This window comes from Epilithonimonas sp. (genome assembly GCF_032054305.1).
In the GTDB taxonomy this organism is placed as follows: domain Bacteria; phylum Bacteroidota; class Bacteroidia; order Flavobacteriales; family Weeksellaceae; genus Epilithonimonas.
In genome coordinates this window covers 28567-48811 of the sequence record NZ_DAMBSX010000001.1, presented here as the reverse complement: position 1 = coordinate 48811, position 20245 = coordinate 28567, and the positions used below count along the sequence as shown (strand labels likewise).

The 20245-nt window shown below is 38.9% G+C and carries 16 protein-coding genes and 1 tRNA gene; 13 read left to right on the top strand and 4 right to left on the bottom strand.

Annotated elements, in window-relative coordinates; translation table 11 throughout:
• Positions 1-2: 2 nt before the first annotated feature.
• From RTX21_RS00225 to RTX21_RS00210, 4 genes are all read left to right on the top strand, one after another.
• Positions 3-404 (top strand): phosphoheptose isomerase, encoded by a 402-nt coding sequence (locus RTX21_RS00225; RefSeq protein ID WP_074233706.1) that lies wholly within the window; start codon positions 3-5, stop codon positions 402-404.
• Positions 405-648: 244 nt separating this feature from the next.
• The gene (locus RTX21_RS00220) at positions 649-1605 is read left to right on the top strand and encodes a D-2-hydroxyacid dehydrogenase (RefSeq protein ID WP_312764512.1); all 957 of its coding nucleotides are present in this window, start codon (positions 649-651) and stop codon (positions 1603-1605) included.
• A gap of 225 nt (positions 1606-1830) precedes the next feature.
• Entirely contained in the window at positions 1831-2847 is a 1017-nt protein-coding gene (locus RTX21_RS00215) for an asparaginase (RefSeq protein ID WP_312764511.1), read from the top strand.
• 47 nt (positions 2848-2894) lie between these two features.
• Positions 2895-2981 (top strand) — tRNA-Ser (locus tag RTX21_RS00210).
• A gap of 48 nt (positions 2982-3029) precedes the next feature.
• Here the strand turns inward: RTX21_RS00210 and RTX21_RS00205 are convergent.
• Together RTX21_RS00205 and RTX21_RS00200 are read right to left on the bottom strand one after the other, a co-directional pair.
• On the bottom strand, positions 3030-3575 hold the full coding sequence (locus RTX21_RS00205) for a hypothetical protein (protein WP_312764510.1): 546 nt from the start codon (positions 3573-3575) through the stop codon (positions 3030-3032).
• Between the two features lie 54 nt (positions 3576-3629).
• Positions 3630-4379, bottom strand: a complete 750-nt coding sequence (locus RTX21_RS00200) for an NrtR DNA-binding winged helix domain-containing protein (RefSeq protein ID WP_312764508.1) — start codon at positions 4377-4379, stop codon at positions 3630-3632.
• A 438-nt stretch (positions 4380-4817) separates the two neighbouring features.
• On the opposite strand from RTX21_RS00200, the gene RTX21_RS00195 reads away from it, so the two are divergent.
• The 7 genes from RTX21_RS00195 to RTX21_RS00165 all read left to right on the top strand — a co-directional run bounded on the left by RTX21_RS00195 (position 4818) and on the right by RTX21_RS00165 (position 17087).
• On the top strand, positions 4818-7076 hold the full coding sequence (locus RTX21_RS00195) for a TonB-dependent receptor (RefSeq protein ID WP_312764506.1): 2259 nt from the start codon (positions 4818-4820) through the stop codon (positions 7074-7076).
• Between the two features lie 9 nt (positions 7077-7085).
• A complete protein-coding gene (locus RTX21_RS00190) occupies positions 7086-9377 on the top strand; it encodes a glycoside hydrolase family 3 N-terminal domain-containing protein (protein ID WP_312764505.1) in 2292 nt (763 codons plus the stop codon).
• A 96-nt stretch (positions 9378-9473) separates the two neighbouring features.
• Positions 9474-10640 (top strand): alpha/beta hydrolase-fold protein, encoded by a 1167-nt coding sequence (locus tag RTX21_RS00185; protein ID WP_312764504.1) that lies wholly within the window; start codon positions 9474-9476, stop codon positions 10638-10640.
• Between the two features lie 284 nt (positions 10641-10924).
• A complete protein-coding gene (locus RTX21_RS00180) occupies positions 10925-11803 on the top strand; it encodes an alpha/beta hydrolase (RefSeq protein ID WP_312764502.1) in 879 nt (292 codons plus the stop codon).
• Positions 11804-11968: 165 nt separating this feature from the next.
• Positions 11969-12997, top strand: coding sequence for a nucleoside hydrolase (locus tag RTX21_RS00175; protein WP_312764501.1), 1029 nt, complete (start codon positions 11969-11971; stop codon positions 12995-12997).
• 11 nt (positions 12998-13008) lie between these two features.
• Positions 13009-15465, top strand: coding sequence for a glycoside hydrolase family 3 N-terminal domain-containing protein (locus tag RTX21_RS00170; RefSeq protein WP_312764500.1), 2457 nt, complete (start codon positions 13009-13011; stop codon positions 15463-15465).
• Positions 15466-15665: 200 nt separating this feature from the next.
• Entirely contained in the window at positions 15666-17087 is a 1422-nt protein-coding gene (locus RTX21_RS00165) for a sugar MFS transporter (protein WP_312764498.1), read from the top strand.
• Between the two features lie 69 nt (positions 17088-17156).
• Here RTX21_RS00165 and RTX21_RS00160 read toward each other — a convergent pair whose 3' ends face one another.
• Positions 17157-17345: a hypothetical protein gene (locus RTX21_RS00160; protein WP_312764496.1), complete on the bottom strand. Its 189-nt coding sequence runs from the start codon at positions 17343-17345 to the stop codon at positions 17157-17159.
• A 211-nt stretch (positions 17346-17556) separates the two neighbouring features.
• On the opposite strand from RTX21_RS00160, the gene RTX21_RS00155 reads away from it, so the two are divergent.
• Together RTX21_RS00155 and RTX21_RS00150 are read left to right on the top strand one after the other, a co-directional pair.
• The gene (locus tag RTX21_RS00155) at positions 17557-18264 is read left to right on the top strand and encodes a DUF6261 family protein (RefSeq protein WP_312764494.1); all 708 of its coding nucleotides are present in this window, start codon (positions 17557-17559) and stop codon (positions 18262-18264) included.
• 136 nt (positions 18265-18400) lie between these two features.
• A complete protein-coding gene (locus RTX21_RS00150; RefSeq protein ID WP_312764493.1) occupies positions 18401-18760 on the top strand; it encodes a prevent-host-death protein in 360 nt (119 codons plus the stop codon).
• 89 nt (positions 18761-18849) lie between these two features.
• On the opposite strand, the gene RTX21_RS00145 is transcribed toward RTX21_RS00150, so the two are convergent.
• Positions 18850-20244, bottom strand: coding sequence for a HAMP domain-containing sensor histidine kinase (locus tag RTX21_RS00145; RefSeq protein ID WP_312764492.1), 1395 nt, complete (start codon positions 20242-20244; stop codon positions 18850-18852).
• Position 20245 lies beyond the last annotated feature (1 nt).

The following is a 20245-nucleotide window of genomic DNA, read 5'->3' as shown; positions in this document are numbered from 1 at the left end:
ATATGGAATTAGAATACGTAGAACATCTGAGCCCAATGCTGAAAGGCGATATCAAGAATTATCTGATCGATATCGATGGAACGATTACAGATGATGTTCCTAATGAAGAGCCAGAAAGAATGGTAACTTGCGAGCCTTTTCCGGATGCTTTGGCAACCATTAATAAGTGGTATGACGAAGGTCATCAGATTTGTTTTTTCACTTCCAGAACAGAAGATTTGAGAGAAATCACAGAAACTTGGCTGAATAAACACGGTTTCAAATATCACAGTGTTTTGCTAGGCAAACCAAGAGGAGGAAACTACCACTGGATAGACAATCACCTTGTGAGAGCAACAAGATACAAAGGAAAATTCACGGATTTGGTTGAAAAACAAGTAACCATAGAGGTTTTCCGTGACTAAAAATATTTTAAACCAAAAATTCCCGAGCCTCAAACTTTCGGGAATTTTTGATTTGTTGACAAAACCCATAGCCCCGATTGACTCTATGATTTTATTAAATTAAGGAATTGTCGAAACTGCGTTTTGCAGCGACATCCTTTTTCTTTTTTTGCTAAAAAAGAAAAAGATATAGCGGAAAGCGGGATCATGCTCCTAACCAATTAACTAATGAACAGATTTTGTTCTTCAAAAAAATATAAATATAATGAAAGTACTTGCTAATGACGGATTGACACAATCTGGAATAGATGCGCTAAAAGAAAATGGATTCGAAGTAATTACGGATAAAGTAGCTCAGGAAAATCTGATTACTTATATCAATGAAAATCAAGTTACAGTTTTGCTTGTAAGAAGTGCGACGAAAGTGACCAAGGAAATGGTGGACAATTGCCCGAGTCTGGAAATCATCGGTAGAGGTGGAGTTGGAATGGACAATATTGAGGTGGCTTACGCAAGAGAAAAAGGAAAACACGTAATCAATACGCCTGCGGCTTCTTCGGAATCTGTTGCGGAATTGGTTTTCGCACACTTATTTTCAGGAAGCAGATTTTTACAGGACTCGAACAGACAAATGCCTGTGAAAGGTAATACTGAGTTTGCAAAATTGAAGAAAAAATACGAAGCTGGAATTGAACTGAGAGGCAAAACTATTGGAATAGTAGGAATCGGAAGAATCGGACAGGAAGTTGCAAGAATCGCGCTTGGATTAGGAATGAAAGTGATTGCTTCTGACACTAGAATCGGAAAAGCAAGTGTGCGTGTAGATTTCTACAATCAGCAATATATCAATGTGGAGATAGAAACAGAGCCGTTGGAACAATTGATTCAGCACTCAGATTTTATCACGCTTCACGTTCCTGCTCAGAATGGTCCAATCATTGGAAAAGCAGAGTTGGCAAAAATGAAAACAGGCGCAGCTATCGTAAACTGTGCAAGAGGTGGTGTAATTGACGAAGAGGCTTTGATAGAAGCACTTGACAGTGGAAAATTGGCATTTGCGGGTCTTGATGTTTTCGAGAATGAGCCAACACCTTCTGAAAAAATATTGACACATCCAAAAATCTCTTTGACTCCACACACAGGTGCGGCTACAGAAGAAGCTCAGGACAGAATCGGAACTGAATTGGCTAATCAGATTGCAAGTATTCTTTTGGTTAAATAATTTAACTAAAACATCAATATAATGCTCGTTTTTTAACGGGCATTTTTTATTTCCTCGATTCAGATTAAAATTTTACTTTTGTTGAGGTTTTTATGACAGCTTAGTCCGTCTTTCGCTCCCGCTTTTTTCTTTTTTGGTAGAAAAGAAAAGAGCTCCGTTCAAAAAGTTTATACTGAGCGAAGTCGAAGAAGGCTGCAGTTTAAACCCTCGAATCAACATTAGTCTATGAAAAGAAAAGTCCTATTGATTTACACCGGCGGAACCATCGGGATGGAAAAAGATTATACTACAGGAAGTCTTGTTCCATTCGATTTCTCCACTATTTTCAAAAGAATCCCGGAAATGAATCTTCTCGAATGTGAAGTCTCTGTTCATCCATTCGAAAATCCTGTAGATTCCTCTGATATGGGACCGCAAGAGTGGCGAATGATAGCAGAGTGGATTCATAAAAATTATGATGCTTTTGACGGCTTTCTGATTCTCCACGGAACCGATACAATGTCTTACACCGCTTCGGCGCTTAGTTTTATGTTGAAGAATCTTGGGAAACCAGTGATTTTGACTGGTTCTCAGTTACCAATAGGAGATTTGAGAACCGATGCCAAAGAAAATCTACTGACTAGTTTATATTACGCCAGTCTATACGAAAACGATGAAGCGGTTATCAAAGAAGTTGCAGTCTATTTCGAATATAAACTTCTTCGAGGAAACCGGAGTTTGAAATATTCAGCCGAGTTTTTTGACGCGTATCAAAGTCCAAATTATTCGATTCTTGGACAATCCGGAGTTCATCTTAATATCGAAAAAGATTTGCTTTGGAAACCAAAAGGTGAATTTGAACTCGATATTTATCTTAATGAAAAAGTGATTTTTTACAGGATTTTTCCCGGAATGAACTTCGAATCTCTATTGGAATTCAAAACGCCGGAAGCGATTGTTTTGCAAGTTTTTGGTTCGGGAACGATTTTTAATAATGAGAAAACCCAGAAAGTTCTACAGGAATTGAGAAACCGAGGAATCGAAATCGTTGTGATAAGTCAGTGTGTATCAGGAGGGATTAGTTTTGGAAAATATAGCAACAGCAATATTTTTACAAAAATCGGTGCCATCAGTGGGAAAGATATGACGGCAGAAGCAGCAATTACCAAAGTGATGCATATTCTCAATAATCCGAAATATGATAAATCGTTCGCTGAATTATTCAGTGAAAATATTTGTGGGGAAGTGACAGAAGATTTTTAAAAATCCTTGGAGGAATCAGATATTTCATTATATTTGCAACCTTAATTAGAGAGGTGTCCGAGTGGTTGAAGGAGCTACCCTGGAAAGGTAGTATACGGGTAACTGTATCGAGGGTTCGAATCCCTTCCTCTCTGCAAGTAGAAATTACTTTAAAAACGACTAAAAATTATTTAGTCGTTTTTTTATTTCACCTTTTCCAGAAGATACAACTTAGCTCCGGAAAAAGCCAGTTTCGGCATTAGATTTCCTTCTAATACCATTGTTTTGCTATTGATGTCGATTACTGAGATGTAATTACTGGAATTGTACTCGATGTAGTTTTCTTTTTCTTTGGTCAAAGGGTTTTTCCCAAATTCAAAATCATATTTCTGCCAGTCTTCTTTCTCTGTATTGCAATGCACAGGTTTGAATTTAGATTTTTTCGAATTGAAGATGATCTGGTCAAAACCTTCTACACATTCACTATTGAAAGAACTGTCAGGGACTTGATCATTGCTAAAATCTTCAAAAGAACCTTTATAAACGCCAACTACTTTCCAGGTTCCATCTATTCGGTCTTTGTCTATTTTTCCCTTAGCTTTGCTTACCGCCCAGCTCACTCCTTTCACGGTTCCTTTTACAGCTTTATAACCGACCGTTGCTACGCCTTTCACTGCTTTTGCCGCAGTAGAAACGATGCAGGACTGTAAAATAGCAATAGCACAGGCAGAAATAATAATTTTTTTCATAATATCATTTATTGTACGAATATAATGCTAAAAGATTGTTTTTAAAAAAAATCTCTACCAATTGTTTAGTCCATTTTCCAAAGCTTTGTTGTAGTTTTCTTCATCAAAGGAATAGAGGTCTGGAGCTTTGTGTGCACCTCCGCGTCTTTGTTCATCTAATTTTTTAAGAATCCCAAGGTTTTTGATCTTGCGATAAAAATTTCCACGATTAAGTTCCTTTCCTAATATCGTCTCATACAACTTTTGCAATTCTGATAATGTAAACTTTTCAGGAAGCAGATTGTAGCCGATAGGTTTGATGGAGATTCTTTCTCTCAATGTAAGTAAAGCTTTCTCTATAATCTCACGATGGTCCATTGAAATATCGATATTGTCCAGTTGGTCAAGAGAGATCCAATCACAGGCATTACTTATGTCGTCTTTCACAAGAGCTGTATTAGAAGGATTATATAATGCTAAATAACCTATCGAAATAAAACGTTGCTTATGGAACAGAGTTTCATCAAATTCCTCAAAAAAGAACTCACTTCTGTCTTTCTTTCCAAAGACACCGAATTCTTCCATGTAAGCATCAGAAATGCCGGCTCTTTCTTTTAAAATCCTTACAACTGCGTCGTCCAGGTCTTCATCTTTTTTTACATAACCACCTGGTAGCAACCACTTTTGGCGATAGTTCAATTGTAGCATCAGAACTTTTAGTCCATTATTATCAAAACCAAAAATAACAGGGTCTGCGGAGATATGTGATAAGTAAATTTCTTTTGCTTCATTTGATCGAAGCACGATCTGCTGTTTAGAATCCATGTTTTTCATTAAAGTCTAGACAGGCAAATTTAGCATTAATTTTAGTTAATATAGGAATAATGCTTTCCAACCTGTAAAAATGGTTAATATTTTATTTTAATTTTTTATTGATTCGTATTGAATCAATGAATAGCTATATGTTTTATGGTAATTAAATATTTGATTTTCAAATGGTTAAATCAAATGTTAAATTTTATTAATATTTATTTGCCAATTAAAAAAAATTGATGTACAATTGTAATGCTTCTTAGTGAAGCATTAAAAAATAAAGAGAATAATAGAATATAATAAAGAAATTTTTTAGCATCAAAATTCAATTTCAAGCTGACATAATTCAGAAGTAAACTCCCTAAATATCATTGTGTTATTTACAACTTCATGTTTTGATGTTGCTATTTCTTGTTGTTTTTTAAGAAAGTTAAAATATATAATAGAAAAATGAGAAAATCAACTTCGAAAATTTCAGCATTAGGCTTGATATTTTCCTTTGCCGCAGCTTTTGGTCAGGAAAAGACAGATACATTAGCTGTAAAAAACACACTTGAAGCGGTCAAAACTCAAGAAGGTGTAAAAACCGTGACCTCAAAAGAAGATAACAACAGAAATGTAATGTTGAACGCGGCCAACAATACAAGTCCAAGGGATGTGAATATCGGTTTGCCATCAACAGTTGGCGGAATTACCATTCTTGAAAATGACCTTCCTGTAGTTTACTTTTTTTGGCCGGAACTTCCCAACAAAACGTGGAGACAAAGTGTAGGCCTTGAAAAAACCGGCTTATTGAAAATGGATCAATTGGCAAATACAATGGGTGACCTTGGTTTTGCAGTGAATTCTTATTCTCAAATTGGAACTAAAGATTTAAAAATCAAAGGAAAATTCACTACAAGTACTTTTGGCTGGTTACAGGGTGATGTGAATGTTTCGGGACCGATTTCCAAAAACGGCTGGACATACACTGTTGGTGCTTTTACCAACTTCGACCCTAGTACATACAAATTAGGTTTTGCAAGAAACGCTGATGAAACCAAGATTTTCAGAGCAGGTGTAACCAAATATTTTGATAACGATAAAGGTAAAATCTCAATTTTATATAAATACGCAGATTCTTATAGCATCACTAACTACGCTGTTTTCCAGTACGGACCGGAAGGTAAGGTGACCGAACTCGACAATTTTAAAATCGGACGTGATTCTTACGTGGCGAGAGATGGACAGATGAGAGTCAAAGATATTCTGACAGGAGAATATTCGTGGCGCTCAATGAGCGGAAATGATAACAGATCAAAATCACACAACATCGACATTTTCGGTAATTATCTTCTGAACAACGGCTGGAATTTTAAATTCACTACAAGAGCGCATTTTTCTAAAGTGAAAATGTCCAATATGATTCCTCTAAGTATATTCAATGCAGATTCTGCTGCAGGATATACCTTGGCTTCCAATGGACAAGCTTACTCAGGTCCGGTGGGAACTATCTTGGGGATGTACACACCGGAAACTCCTATTACCAGTGTTGCCGGACGTTTTTCATTAAATAAGCAGCTTGGAAATCATAATGTAACCTTCGGTGTGTTGGAACAGTTTTACCACGTTGACAAATTCACATCCGACCGTACGTTCTTTTTCCAGAGCGTTGAACCGCAGCCGCAAAGATTAATTGGCCCCAATACCGATTCATACGGATTCTACAACTACAACGCTGGTGCAGAATACCACAGCGGAACAGAAAACAAACTTTCAGTGTACGGAACGGATGAATGGAAAGTTTCGGATAATTTCAACTTGAGCTATGGTTTGCATTTGAAAAATCACATTCTGGACGGAGAATATTCTTTGACGCCGAGGACCGTTGGCTTCAGCTTTACAGACCCGAGTCAGTTTGACCAGATCAATCAAAGTTTCTTCCAGATTGCAGGAAGTTTGAATGCAACATACAATATCACTAAAAATTTCGGAGTTCTTGCCAACTTCTTGTACACTGAAGAAAACAGAAGGCTTGAAAGTTATTCCCAGGCTTTTGAACCGAATACCAATAAAATCAAAAGTCCGTTGGGCGCATTTGGGGTTTTCTGGAATACCAATTGGATTCAGTTGATTTCTCAGGCAACTTATCTTAAAAAAAATAATAACCTTAACAGATACAACCTTGTAAATCCTGCTAATAGCTCTCAGGCTCAGGTTGCAACGGTTTATTACGATATTCAGACTTTAGGTTGGACGACGGATTTTGTTTTAAAACCTTTCAAAGGATTCAATTTACATTATTTGGTGACGTTCCAAAATCCGGTGTATAAGAAATTTAATTTTGATGCTTTCGGAACTTCATACAATTATAGTGACAATAACGTACTGGGCGTTGCTAAAACTTTAATGGAAATCGACCCGAGTTACTCCACCGGAAAATTCAGATTCTGGGCAAGTTTCAGATATTTCTCAAAACAATATGCTAACCTTACAAACGCTTTATATTTCGCTCCAAGATGGGAAACCTTTGGAGGTGTAAATTATACGGTGAACAAAAATATCAATGTCGGTGCAACGGTTATCAATTTCCTAAACCAAAGAGGAGCAAGTGGAACCATAAACGGTGCCGAATTAATTACCGATGCAAGTCCATACTATGGAAAATTGTTGACAGGAACGTACATTATGCCATTAACAGGTCAATTCTCAGTAAGCTTTAATTTCTAAAATTTAAAAATGAAAAAATCAGTTTTAAATATTGCTGCATTATTTTTAGGTATAACAGCATTTGCACAAAATATTCAGACCGTAACCAATTCCAAAGGTCCGGTTTTAGGATATTCTGCAGATTCGGGGGTGAAAATTCTGACCATCGGTGGGAATAAATTCAAAGATTTAAACCGAAACGGAAAGCTCGACAAATATGAAGACTGGAGGCTTCCGGTGAACGAAAGAGCAAAAGATTTAGCCTCAAAAATGTCTATCGAACAGATTGCAGGACTGATGTTGTACAGCGGTCACCAATCGGTTCCGGCTCCAACAGACGGTTTCAGAGCTGGAAAATACAACGGATTATTTTACAAGGAAAGCGGCGCAAAAGCTTCTGATTTAACAGACCAGCAGAAGAAATTTTTAAAAGAAGATAATCTTCGTCACGTTCTCGTAACAACCGTTGAATCCCCTGAAATTGCCGCACAATGGAGCAACAATATTCAAGCGTATATCGAAGGTTTAGGATTGGGAATTCCTGCCAACAACAGTACAGACCCGCGACATTCTGCAACGGTAACGGCAGAATTTAATGAAGGCGCAGGCGGACAGATTTCACTATGGCCAGACGGTTTGGCAATGGGCGCAACTTTTGACCCTGAATTGGTGAAGAAATTCGGAAATATTGCTGCCCAAGAATACAGAGCTTTAGGAATTTCCACCGCCTTATCACCACAAATCGATTTAGGAACAGAACCTCGCTGGTACAGAATCGCTTACGTTTTTTCTGAAAGCCCGGAATTGACGGCAGATTTAGGAAGAGGTTACATCGATGGTTTTCAGACAACCATTGGCAGCAAAAACGGTTGGGGAAATAAAAGTGTGAATGCAATGGTAAAACACTGGCCGGGAGGTGGACCTGAAGAAGGTGGTCGCGACGGTCACTGGGCGATGGGGAAATTTGCAGTTTATCCTGGGAATAATTTTCAGAACCACGTAAAACCTTTTACGGAAGGAGCGTTTAAGTTGAACGGCGGAACGAAAGAAGCTTCTGCAGTGATGCCTTATTACACGATTAGCTTCAATCAGGATACCAAAAACGGTGAAAACGTTGGAAATGGCTACAGTAAATATCTTATCACCGATTTACTTCGTGGAAAATATAAATACGACGGCGTCGTCTGTACCGACTGGCTAATCACGGCAGACGAACCAAAATCTCCGGGTGGATTTGCCGGAAAACCTTGGGGTGCAGAAAAACTTTCTATTGCAGAACGTCATTACAAAGTGTTGGAAGCAGGTGTTGACCAATTCGGAGGAAATAATGACAAAGGTCCGGTTTTAGAAGCCTACCAAATGGGCGTAAAAGAACACGGCGAAAAAGCTTATCGTGCAAAATTCGAGCAGTCAGCCGTTCGTTTGCTGAGAAATTTCTTCAGAACGGGATTGTTCGAAAATCCTTACGTTAATGTCGAAGAAACCAAAAAAATAGTTGGTAATCCTGAATTTATGAAAGCCGGTTACGAAGCTCAGGTAAAATCTATCGTGATGTTGAAAAACAAAGCCAATATTCTTCCCATCAAAGAAAGAAAAACGGTTTACATTCCGAAGAGATATTCTCCTGCAACCTTCAACTGGTGGGGGATTTATACGGCTCCGTCTTTAGAATATCCTGTGGATATAGAGAAAATCAAAAAACATTTCGACGTAACTGAAGACCCTGCAAAAGCGGATTTTGCCTTGGTATTTGTGAAAAGTCCTCACAGTGAAGAAGGCGGTTACAGCGACATAGATGCTAAGGAAGGAGGAAACGGCTATGTTCCGATTTCCCTCCAATACAAAACGTACACAGCAACCGAAGCGCGTGAAAAAAGTATCGCAGCGGGCGACCCTGTTGTGGCACCAAATGTTCACGACAGAACTTTCAAAAATAAAACTTCTACAGCAACCAATTTCACAGATTTATTGGCGATAGAAAATGCGTACAAAGCAATGAACGGAAAACCTGTTATTGTTTCTATCACCGCTTCAAAGCCAATGGTTTTCAACGAATTTGAGAATCACGCTGATGCAATTTTAATGAATTTCAATGTGTCCAATCAGGCAGTTGTGGATATTATTACCGGAAAATACGAACCTTCAGGATTGCTTCCGCTTCAGATGCCTGCAAATATGGCAACCGTTGAAAAGCAAAAAGAAGACGTGCCTTACGATATGGAAACGCACAAAGATTCCGAAGGTCACAACTACGATTTTGGATATGGAATGAACTGGTCTGGGGTGATTAAAGATGCCAGAACTCAGAAATATCACAATTAAGATTCATCATAAAGCGTAAAAATAATTGATGTCTTGAGGCCGGACATTTTGTTCGGTCTCATTTTTTAATCATTACAATATTTAAATAAAATTAAGATGAAAATAAGATACACCATCTATTCATTAATGTTCAGTTCATTAATGTTTGCTCAGGAAAGCCTTGATTTCAGCGGAAAGAAAAATTTAATTTCTCCAGAAATCAACGGAAAAAATATCACGTTTCGTTTGCTTGCTCCAAATGCAAACAGCGTAAAATTGCAGGGAAACTGGTTTCCGTCAAAAGGAATGGAACCGGGTTCTGTCGATTTGCAGAAAGACAAAGACGGTGTTTGGTCGTTTAGTAAAAACGATTTCACACCCGATTTATACACCTATTCATTCGTTGTGGATGGCGTAAAAGCCAACGACCCGAACAATTCTTATCAGGTTCGCGATGTTTCATCGGTAATGAGTATGTTTTTAGTGGACGGAAAACAATCCGAAAATTATAAAGTTCAGAATGTCCCGCACGGAACGGTTTCCAAAAGATGGTACAAATCAAACGGACTGAAAGAAGACCGCAGATTAACGGTTTACACGCCGCCGGGTTACGAAAATTCCAAAGAAAAATTACCTGTTTTATACCTGTTGCACGGAATGGGTGGCGACGAGGAAGCGTGGATGACTTTAGGAAGAGCGTCGCAGATTTTGGACAATTTAATTGCTCAGGGAAAAGCCAAGCCGATGATTGTCGTGATGCCGAACGGTCACACCAGCAATGCCGCGGCGCCGGGCGAATCTTCCAAAGGATTTTACAAAATCGATATGAGAACGCCGGATATTTTTTCGGGCGATATGGAAACGTATTTCAAGGAAATTATGGATTTCACAGAATCAAATTACCGTATAAAAGCCGATGCCAAAAACCGTGCGATTGCCGGACTTTCAATGGGCGGTTTCCACTCGCTGTACATCTCTGCCAATCAGCCGAAAACATTTGATTATGTCGGTCTTTTTTCGCCAGCGATTCTTCCGCCGGACGAAAAGAAAAGCCCGGTTTACCAGAATTTAGACCAAAAACTGAAAACGCAGCAGACCAATTCTTACAAACTCTATTGGATTGCCATCGGAAAGACCGATTTCCTGTACAAAAATGTAGCAGAATACCGTCAGAAACTCGACAAAATGAATTTCAAATACCAATACGTAGAATCTGAAGGTGGTCACACGTGGAGCAATTGGAGAACTTATCTGAACGAGTTTGTACCGCAGTTATTCAAGTAGAATATTAATTATTAGGGCAGCTTTATCCGCCTGTAGTTTATCCTGAGCGAAGTCGAAGGGCTCCCAATCTTTTTTGCAGGAAATTTTCATATTAAATAGAACATTTGTACAAGCAAAAAAGGATTTCCGCTCAAGTCGGGCTGCGTGAGATTCGCTGTCAATATTGAGAATAAAATCAGCGGCATTTTTGTCATTCAGAGCGAAACGAAGTGTAGCGTGGAATCTAACTCGAGATTCCTACGGAATGACAAACTACCCGTAAACTTTAAAAAATTAGAATCAAAATGAAAAAATTAATCATAGCAAGTTTATTCCTTACAGGTCTTGCAAGCATCAATGCTCAGAAATCAATTCCATTATATCAGGGAAAAGCACCAGGCTCAGAAACCTGGACGTATTCTGAAAAAGAAATGGATTCAGATTTATTCAAAACCCATTTGGTATACAACGTTGCCGCTCCAGCAATAGAAATCTACGAAGCACCGAAGGCAAAAGCAAATGAAACGGTTATCGTCATCGCTCCAGGCGGTGGATTTCAAAGTCTTTCTATTAATAAAGAAGGGAGAGATTTAGCCAAAATTCTTCAGGAAAAAGGAATTACGGCAGTCGTTTTAAAATACCGTTTATTAGAAACCAAAACCGGCGACCCGGCTCGCGAAATGATGGAAAACATCAAAGACAGACCCGCTTTTGATGCCAAAACAGCACCGATAAAAGTGATGGCTGGAAATGATATCAAAACTGCCATTTCTTACATCAGAAAAAATGCCGCTAAATTGAACGTCAATCCGGAAAAACTGGGCGTTATCGGGTTTTCTGCAGGAGCAAGTGTGATTTTGGAAAGCGTACTTCACAGCGATGATGCTACTACAATCCCCAATTTCGCCGCTTCCATCTACGGTGGTCCGAGCGATGCGGTTTTGGGCTACAAAATTCCTGAGCAAAAGTTGCCTTTATTCATTTGTGCAGCAGACGATGACCAACTAAAACTGGCTCCGAAATCTGTTTTATTGTACACCAAATGGCACGATGCCAACCAGCCTGTTGAACTTCATATCTATGAAAAAGGCGGTCACGGTTTCGGAATGGCAAAACAGGACAATCCGGTTGATAACTGGTCGAATGTTTACCTGGATTGGCTGAAGTTTCATAAGTTTTTGTAAACCTTGACTCAACCAAAAATTAGGTTGTACTAAATGTGTTTTCAAATCTCTCGCAGTTTGAGCAAATTTTGCAGATGATTCAATTCAAAATCTGCTTAATCTAAAAAATCTGCGAGAAATATTTAACAAAAATCAACAAATCCTTTTGTGCCTAAACCTAAAACAATGAAATCAATTTTTAATATAGTTTCTTTTTTTGCGGCAATGGCTGTTTCCGCACAGTCCACTGCCGTGATTTTGGAAATGGACAAATTTGTAAAACCGAGATACAGAATTATTGTCGATAACGATTTCGGCGGCGACCCTGATGGATTATTTCAACTCGTTCATCAGATTCTTTCGCCTTCTGCGGAAATCAAGGGAATTATCGGTTCTCATTTAAAACCGAGTGACCCTTTTGATTCTTCAAAAATTACAGCTGAAAATGCTGTGAAGAAAGTCAATGAAACTTTAGAAATAATGAATTTAAAAAACAGATTCAACGTTTTTCAAGGTTCGAATGACCAATTGAAAAATACTAAAACACCCAACATTTCCGAAGGTGCAAAAGCTATTGTTGCAGAAGCGATGAAAGCCGATGAGAAAAATCCTTTGTTCGTGGTTTGTGGCGCAGGTTTGACGGAAGTGGCAAGTGCTTTTCTGATGGAGCCAAAAATCGCCGACAAAATCGTAGTTGTTTGGATTGGCGGTCCTGAATATCCCGATTTGGCAACGCCGCCTCCCGGTTACACGCCTCTGGAATATAATCTCGGAATCGATATCAAAGCAGCGCAGGTTGTTTTCAATGAATCGAATTTAAACATCTGGCAAATCCCGAGAAATGCTTACCGGCAGACTTTGATGTCGTATGGTGAATTGGTCACCAAAGTAAAACCGGAAGGAAAAACCGGAGCTTATCTGACCAAAAAAATCGAGGATTTAATGGAAAGAACTCAGAAATTCAATCTGTTAATCGGGGAAACGTATATTATGGGAGATTCGCCTTTGGTTTTGGTAACAGCTTTACAATCCTCTTTTGAAGCAGATTCCTCATCCAGTTCGTATGTTATCAAAAACGCTCCGAAAATCAATGATAACGGACTTTACGAATATAATCCGAAAGGAAGGAATATTAGAGTGTATACACAACTCGACACCAGATTGATGTTCGAAGATTTCTATACAAAATTAAAATTATTCAATACTAAAAAATAAAATATCTACATATGAAAAAGAATATATCAACGCTGATAAAGCTTTCTCAAAAAACAAAATATGCCGGAATGTTTATTGCTTTGTTGGTAGCATCACCTTTGGCAAAAGCTCAAACACAACCCAACGTAACCGTTGGCGGAAAGACTTTCAAAGACCTTAACAAAAACGGAAAGCTAGCTGTTTGGGAAGACACGAGATTGTCCGTTGACAAAAGAATAGAAGCGATTATCAAGCAAATGACCAATGCTGAAAAAGTGGATTTGCTCATCGGAACAGGAATGCCCGGAATTGAAGTTCTGACTGGCCCTGTTGGAGATTCAAAGCAAGGATTGGTTCCCGGTGCAGCTGGAGGAACAGCGAGTTTCGACAGATTCGGAATTCCTGCGACGGTTGTTGCTGATGGTCCTGCAGGTTTGAGAATCGCTCCAACCAGAGATAATGATTCTAAAACCTATTATGCAACAGCATTTCCTGTAGGAACTGCATTGGCTTCAACGTGGAACAAAACGCTTTTGGAACAGGTTGGAAAAGCAATGGGAAATGAAGTAAAAGAATATGGCGTAGACGTCCTTTTAGCTCCAGCTTTAAATATTCAGAGAAATCCACTGAATGGAAGAAACTTCGAATACTATTCTGAAGACCCTTTGATTTCAGGGAAAACTGCGGCTGCGATTGTGAACGGAATTCAGTCTCAAGGTGTGGGAACTTCCATCAAACATTTTGCTGCGAACAATGAAGAAACGAATCGTTTGACCATCAATGCACACGTTTCAGAAAGAGCGATGAGAGAATTGTATTTGAGAAATTTTGAAATCGCTGTTAAAGATTCTCAGCCTTGGACGGTAATGTCTTCTTACAACAAAGTGAATGGCGTTTACACCTCAGATTCAAAAGATTTGCTGACTCAGGTTTTGAGAAACGAATGGGGTTTCAAAGGAATTGTTATGACCGATTGGTTCGGAGGTTTCCCAGGTTTCGAATCGATAAGAAGCGGTGGGATTTCTGACGTCGTAAAACAGATGAACGCAGGAAACGACCTTTTGATGCCCGGAATTCCGGCTCAGAAAAAAGTTTTATTGGAAGCTTTAAACTCAGGAAAATTGTCTCAGGAAGTTGCCAATGTGAATGTGAAAAGAATCTTGGAATATATTTTCAAAACGCCAACTTTTGCACAATACAAATACACCGACAAACCTAATCTTGCAGAACACGCAGAAGTAACCAGAAACGCAGCAACAGAAGGAATGGTTTTGCTTAAAAACGAACAAAACGCTTTGCCTTTTGCTAACAAACAAAAAGAAGTTTCGTTATTCGGAGTGACTTCTTACGCGTGGATTACAGGCGGAACAGGAAGCGGAAGTGTGAACAATAAACATACTGTTTCTCTGTTGGAAGGCTTAACTGCAGCTGGTTACAAACTCGACAAAGAATTGGTTGATTTATACAAACCTCACGCTGAAAAAGAAGCAGCAGCCGAAAAAGAAAACAGAAAGAAAAGAGGAATTTTAGCATTGCCGGAAAGACTGGCCGAAATGAAATTAGACGGTGCATTCTATGCTAAAAAGGCAGAAACTTCTGAAATTGCTTTCGTGACTTTAGGAAGGAATTCAGGTGAAGGCGGTGATAGAGTAGTCGATAACGATTTCAACCTGGCAACAGAAGAAATCGAAATGCTGGATAAAATCTCGAAAGCGTTCCACGCAAAAGGAAAGAAAGTGGTTGTGATTCTTAATATCGGTGGAGTTATCGAAACGGCTTCGTGGAAAGATAAAGTAGATGCAATTTTACTGGCTTGGCAACCGGGTCAGGAAGGCGGACATTCCGTTGCGGATGTGGTTTCAGGAAAGGTAAATCCATCCGGAAAACTGACGATGACTTTCCCAGTGAATTACACAGACCACGCTTCGGCAAAGAATTTCCCGGGAATTCCTGCAGATAATCCGAAAGATGTGACGTATCAGGAAGGTGTTTATGTGGGTTACCGTTATTTCAATACGTTTGGCGTGAAACCTTCTTATGAATTCGGTTATGGAAAGTCTTATACGGATTTTGCTTATTCTGATATTGAAACCAGTTCCAAGACTTTTAATAATAAATTAGAAGTTACAGTTGATGTAAAAAATACAGGTAAGGTTGCCGGAAAAGAAGTAGTAGAATTATACCTTTCTGCTCCGAATCAATCCATCGACAAACCAAAATCTGAGTTGAAAGCCTACGCCAAAACCAAAGATTTGAAACCTGGAGAATCTCAAACCATCACTTTGACGTTGAATCCAAAAGATTTGGCATCTTATGAAACGGCAAAATCAGCGTGGATTGCAGAAGCTGGAAATTACAAAGTTTCTGTCGGAGCATCTTCTTTAGATATCAGACAAACAGCGGAATTCTCTGTCCCGAAAGAATTGGTTGTAGAGAAAGTACAGCATATTTTGCCTGAAGATGAGAAGTTTGAGGATTTGAAGCCTTAAAAATAATTCTCGCAGATTGAGCAAATTTTGCAGATTCTCATCTAAAAAATATCTGCATCATCTGTAAAATCTGCGAGACATTTTTAGTCGATAAAATCATCAATGTCAAACTTGACTTTTAATGATAAATATAATATCTCAAAATAAGTAATTATCAACAAAAGGGGCTATCTTTAGCCTCTTTTAAAATGTGAAAAAATATGATAAGTAATGACGCTGGAGCCAAAAGGAGCTATACTGTTCCTTTGATTACCATTACACTTTTATTCTTTATGTGGGGATTCATCACGTGTATGAATGACATCCTCATTCCTTACCTGAAACAGCTTTTCAAACTGTCGTTCTTCGAATCGATGCTGGTACAGTTCTGTTTTTTCGGAGCTTATTTTATCGGCTCATTAATTTATTTCCTTATTTCGACAACCAAAGGCGACCCGATTGATAAAGTCGGCTACAAGAAAGGGATCCTTTTCGGGATTTTCCTGGCAGCATTGGGTTGCGTGTTATTTTTTCCTGCAGCTAGTCTGGCTTCTTATCCATTGTTCTTAGGTGCATTGTTTATTTTGGGACTTGGATTTACGGCATTACAGATTACAGCAAATGCTTATGTTTCTCTGTTAGGACCGGAAGATTCTGCGTCCAGCCGACTGAATATGACTCAGGCTTTCAATGCATTCGGGACAACGATCGCGCCTGTTTTGGGAGGGCATTTGATCTTCGAATTGTTTTCTGAGGCAGACGGTTCTTTCTCTGCTGCAGCAACCAAGATTCCTTATTTAATCTTTGCGGGGATTCTTTTATTAGTGGCTTTGATTATCTCAAGAGTTAAGCTTCCTGATTTCAAGGTAGCAGGTGAGGAAGTGGTAAAAGGTTTTGGTGCTTTGAAGCACAATCATTTGAAGTTCGGCGTTTTGGCGATGTTCTGTTATGTGGGTGGGGAAGTGGCTGTAGGAAGTTTCATCATCAGCTTTTTGGAGCAGCCACAAGTCATGAATCTTACCGAATCTGTAAGTAAAAATTACCTTTCTCTGTACTGGGGTGGTGCGATGATAGGACGTTTCCTTGGAGCAATTTCATTGAACCATTCTATCAGCCAAAGTAAGAAGGCTTTGTATATGCTAGGAGCGGCTGCGGCTGTTTTTCTGGTGATCTTCAGTATTGTTGATTTGACGTTTGCACAGATCAGTTTCTTCCTGGTATTTATTGCTTTGAACTTCGTGGCATTCTTTATCGGGAGATCTGCTCCTGCAAGAACGCTCTCTATCTTTGCTGCAGTGAATGTCGTTTTATTAATTTCCGCAATGTTGAATCAAGGTCCATTGGCAATGTACAGCATCTTAGGAATAGGGATTTTTAACTCTATTATGTTCTCTAATATTTATACGTTGGCAATTTCAGGTTTAGGAAAATACACGAGTCAAGGTTCATCTTTGGTCGTAATGGCCATCTTGGGAGGCGCAATTGTTCCGATTTTCCAAGGTTATCTGGCAGACCAGTTTGGCGTTCAGCATTCCTTTGTGATTCCTGTGTTCTGTTATCTTGTGATTTTGATTTTTGGAACTTATTGTACCAAATATTTGAGCCACGTAAAACAAGATGCAGACGCTAAATCCGGGCATTAAGGTTTTTACTTTAAATATGAAAACCTGCTGTTGAGCAGGTTTTTTTATTTGAATATATTCAAGTGAATTTCAGTCATCTTTTTCCATTGCACGTTTAAATCCATACCAACCTTCAGGGTCCATTTCATCCATATATTCTTGTTCAATCAAATCTAAGAATTCTTTTCTTTCTAATTCATTAGTATTTATACTTAAAAGTAAAAAAAACATTCTTTCAAACAAACAGATTAAACCAAACCACAACTGATATTTCTCCAAACAATTTGTTTAGAACAAACCTCAAAATGTTTTTTTGTTCCGCGAGTCCGTTTGAACTAAAATACAACTGTGATTTTCTCTAAACAGATTGTTTAAACCAAAACACAAAATATTTTTAGTTTAAACAAATTGTTTTGCAGTAAATCAAAAAAATAATATATTTAAACAAAGAATTAGTTAAAGATATTATTAATAAAAACACATTTGATTTATGAAAATCACATTAAGGAAGCTAAGCACGAAAGACTTGGCCACATTGTCGCAGAGGGTTATCAGCACATCAGAATCTGGTAAATATCCCGTCATCAATAACCATCCGCTTCTTGCAGAATTCAAAACCAACTATGCAGATTATGATGCTGTCTACACTAAGATGGCTTTCAGTGGAAAAGGAAATGAGGTGGCCAATGCAGATCGGGAAAGAGATCTGGCTTTCACAAATCTTAAAACTTTTCTCAGTAGTTATCGGAAAATGGTAAGCCTACCAAACTACCAATCCGCAGAAGATCTCTATAGTATTTTCAAACAATTTGGATTGGATCTGGACAGAATGAGCTATTCCTCCCAAACCGCTCAAATGAAAAAACTGATCGAGGAACTGGAGAAACCGGAGAACAGCCAAAAGCTAAAAGCATTGTCTCTGGAAGACGCTTTCACAGATATGAAAAACAAGCAGGCAGCTTTTGAAACACTCTTTGCAGAACAAGCTTCCGCTAATGCCGACCTTCGAAATCAGAAGAGTGCATCGGGAATCCGCAAAGACCTGGAAAGGTCTTTGAAATCGTTCCTCAACCTGATCACCGCTATGAAAAATGTCTCCGATTGGAAACTTTTCTATGCAGATATCAACGAGCTGGTGAAAGCCGCGAAGAATTCGAATAATCTGTCTCCTAATAATGGACAAGGTGATCCTCAGTAAAATCAAAAAGCAATCTAGATCAGGTTGCTTTTTTTGATTTTAACATTAGAATGTATTAAATTTGAGGATTCGTATAACGGAAATTGTACTCATACAGAATTCTGTTTCATTTTTAAATTTACAACAAGTTAAATCTATGCAATATACACTTGAGCTGGATATCCGTAATGCCGGGTCTAATGTGGTTTTTAATAATATCCTGCTGAACACGTTCAAAGTTAATATCGTTGAGAGATATTCTGAGGACAGGTCAGCAAGACTGAAACTACGTGAAGTTTTGTTCAAGGTGAGAACGCTGGATGACAAGATTTTCAAGAAAAAGGACGGCAACCTGAATACCTATATCAGAGGGGATGGTTTTACGGAATATCAAAAATTCAAGGATGTTCTTTCTTCTCCTTATTACAAAAAAAAACTGATCAATCAGGAAAAAGCAGAGCAGAACCTTGTCCATTTCATTTTAAGCATGGTGGTTTCAAATTATGAATTGAGCTGATATCTCAGCTTCCGTGTCTGCACTCATCAAAAACCATACTTCCTTCCAATTTATAAAGGCCTCTATCAAACAGGTCAATGTTCGAAATTCTATATATCCATGGGAACAAAGATTGGAAAACGGATCTGGACAGTTGTACCTACATTGATCTTGGAGTTCACAAGTAGTTCCCCGTTGTGCATCCTGATGATGTTTCTGGCGAGTGGCAGCCCGATACCGTAACCTTCATAATTCTTGGTGTTCGATGCACGGAAAAAAGGGTCATAGATCTTGTCCATCTCAGAATCCGGGATCCCGATCCCGCTGTCTTTGATGATGATGTAGAGATGGTCGTCTGTTGCACCGAGAGACACCTTCACCTGTTGAAAGTTGGAATATTTGCAGCCATTGTTGATGATATTTGCCATGGCAAGATGCAGGAGCTGTTCATTTCCCTGTACCTTAAGTTTTTTAGGGTTGTCCGGTAGCATGCTGATGTCCATATAGACATTGTTCTTGGAGTTGATCCTTTTTGCCGTATCGATCACATCCCAGAGCAACTGGTCCATCCTTACTTTGTCCATTTTCTGGATCTTGCCGTCGAAGCCGGTCTGGGCGATCATCAATAGAGCTTTGATCTTCCTGTCGAGTTTTTCTGCCTCGTTCAGGATGATTTGCAGGGTTTCCCGATAATGCTCTTCTGATCGGTTGATAGATAATGCTACATCTGCCTCGCCCATGATCGAGGTCAGGGGTGTCCTGAGCTCATGAGAAACATTTCCTATCAAATGGTTTTGAGTCTCGAAGGAGGTCTCGATCCTGTTCAGCATATCGTTGAAGGTATCCACAAGTTCATTCAGTTCCGTGTTCCCCGGATGCGGCTCCAATCTTAAATGCAGGTTTTCTGAACTTATTTCCTTGACTTTACCGGTGATCTTCAAGATTGGTCTGAAAAGCGTTTTGGAAAGATAGAACGAGAATATCATAGAAAAGAATAAGGATAGGATCATACACGTGATCAGCGTTCTTTTCAGGTAACCCAGGTAATAGACCACATAATGGTTCTTTGCAGAGGCTATGGCAATATACTCTTTGTTTTCTGACCGGAAGGATTGCCCGATGTAATAGAACTCTTTGTCGTTATAATTGGCCTCGCCTTTTCTCACGATATTCTTGAAAAAAGAATCCGGGATATGAACCTCCTTTGATATTTGACTGAAATTGGAATCTGTGGGAACTGCGAATACATAGTCTTTTTCCATTGGCAGTTCCTCATCGTTCATACTGTTGAGGATATGATTTTCCGGGATATCCAGGTGTTCTTTGCTTTTCTCGATCTGCACGATAGTGGTTGCCCTGATCTTGAGCAGTTCGTAGAAACGCTGATGGGAAAAATTGACGATGGAAAAATATACCAAACCACTGAACAGCAGAATGACGACTGAAAAAACCAACATCAACAGAAGCATGGTCTTGGTTTGATTGGTAGCTATCTTCTTCAGCATT

Coding starts and splice junctions, on each gene's coding strand:
- RTX21_RS00225 (WP_074233706.1), top strand. CDS start 3: ATGGAATTAGAATACGTAGAACATCTGAGCCCAATGCTGAAAGGCGAT.
- RTX21_RS00220 (WP_312764512.1), top strand. CDS start 649: ATGAAAGTACTTGCTAATGACGGATTGACACAATCTGGAATAGATGCG.
- RTX21_RS00215 (WP_312764511.1), top strand. CDS start 1,831: ATGAAAAGAAAAGTCCTATTGATTTACACCGGCGGAACCATCGGGATG.
- RTX21_RS00205 (WP_312764510.1), bottom strand. CDS start 3,575: ATGAAAAAAATTATTATTTCTGCCTGTGCTATTGCTATTTTACAGTCC.
- RTX21_RS00200 (WP_312764508.1), bottom strand. CDS start 4,379: ATGGATTCTAAACAGCAGATCGTGCTTCGATCAAATGAAGCAAAAGAA.
- RTX21_RS00195 (WP_312764506.1), top strand. CDS start 4,818: ATGAGAAAATCAACTTCGAAAATTTCAGCATTAGGCTTGATATTTTCC.
- RTX21_RS00190 (WP_312764505.1), top strand. CDS start 7,086: ATGAAAAAATCAGTTTTAAATATTGCTGCATTATTTTTAGGTATAACA.
- RTX21_RS00185 (WP_312764504.1), top strand. CDS start 9,474: ATGAAAATAAGATACACCATCTATTCATTAATGTTCAGTTCATTAATG.
- RTX21_RS00180 (WP_312764502.1), top strand. CDS start 10,925: ATGAAAAAATTAATCATAGCAAGTTTATTCCTTACAGGTCTTGCAAGC.
- RTX21_RS00175 (WP_312764501.1), top strand. CDS start 11,969: ATGAAATCAATTTTTAATATAGTTTCTTTTTTTGCGGCAATGGCTGTT.
- RTX21_RS00170 (WP_312764500.1), top strand. CDS start 13,009: ATGAAAAAGAATATATCAACGCTGATAAAGCTTTCTCAAAAAACAAAA.
- RTX21_RS00165 (WP_312764498.1), top strand. CDS start 15,666: ATGATAAGTAATGACGCTGGAGCCAAAAGGAGCTATACTGTTCCTTTG.
- RTX21_RS00155 (WP_312764494.1), top strand. CDS start 17,557: ATGAAAATCACATTAAGGAAGCTAAGCACGAAAGACTTGGCCACATTG.
- RTX21_RS00150 (WP_312764493.1), top strand. CDS start 18,401: ATGCAATATACACTTGAGCTGGATATCCGTAATGCCGGGTCTAATGTG.
- RTX21_RS00145 (WP_312764492.1), bottom strand. CDS start 20,244: ATGCTGAAGAAGATAGCTACCAATCAAACCAAGACCATGCTTCTGTTG.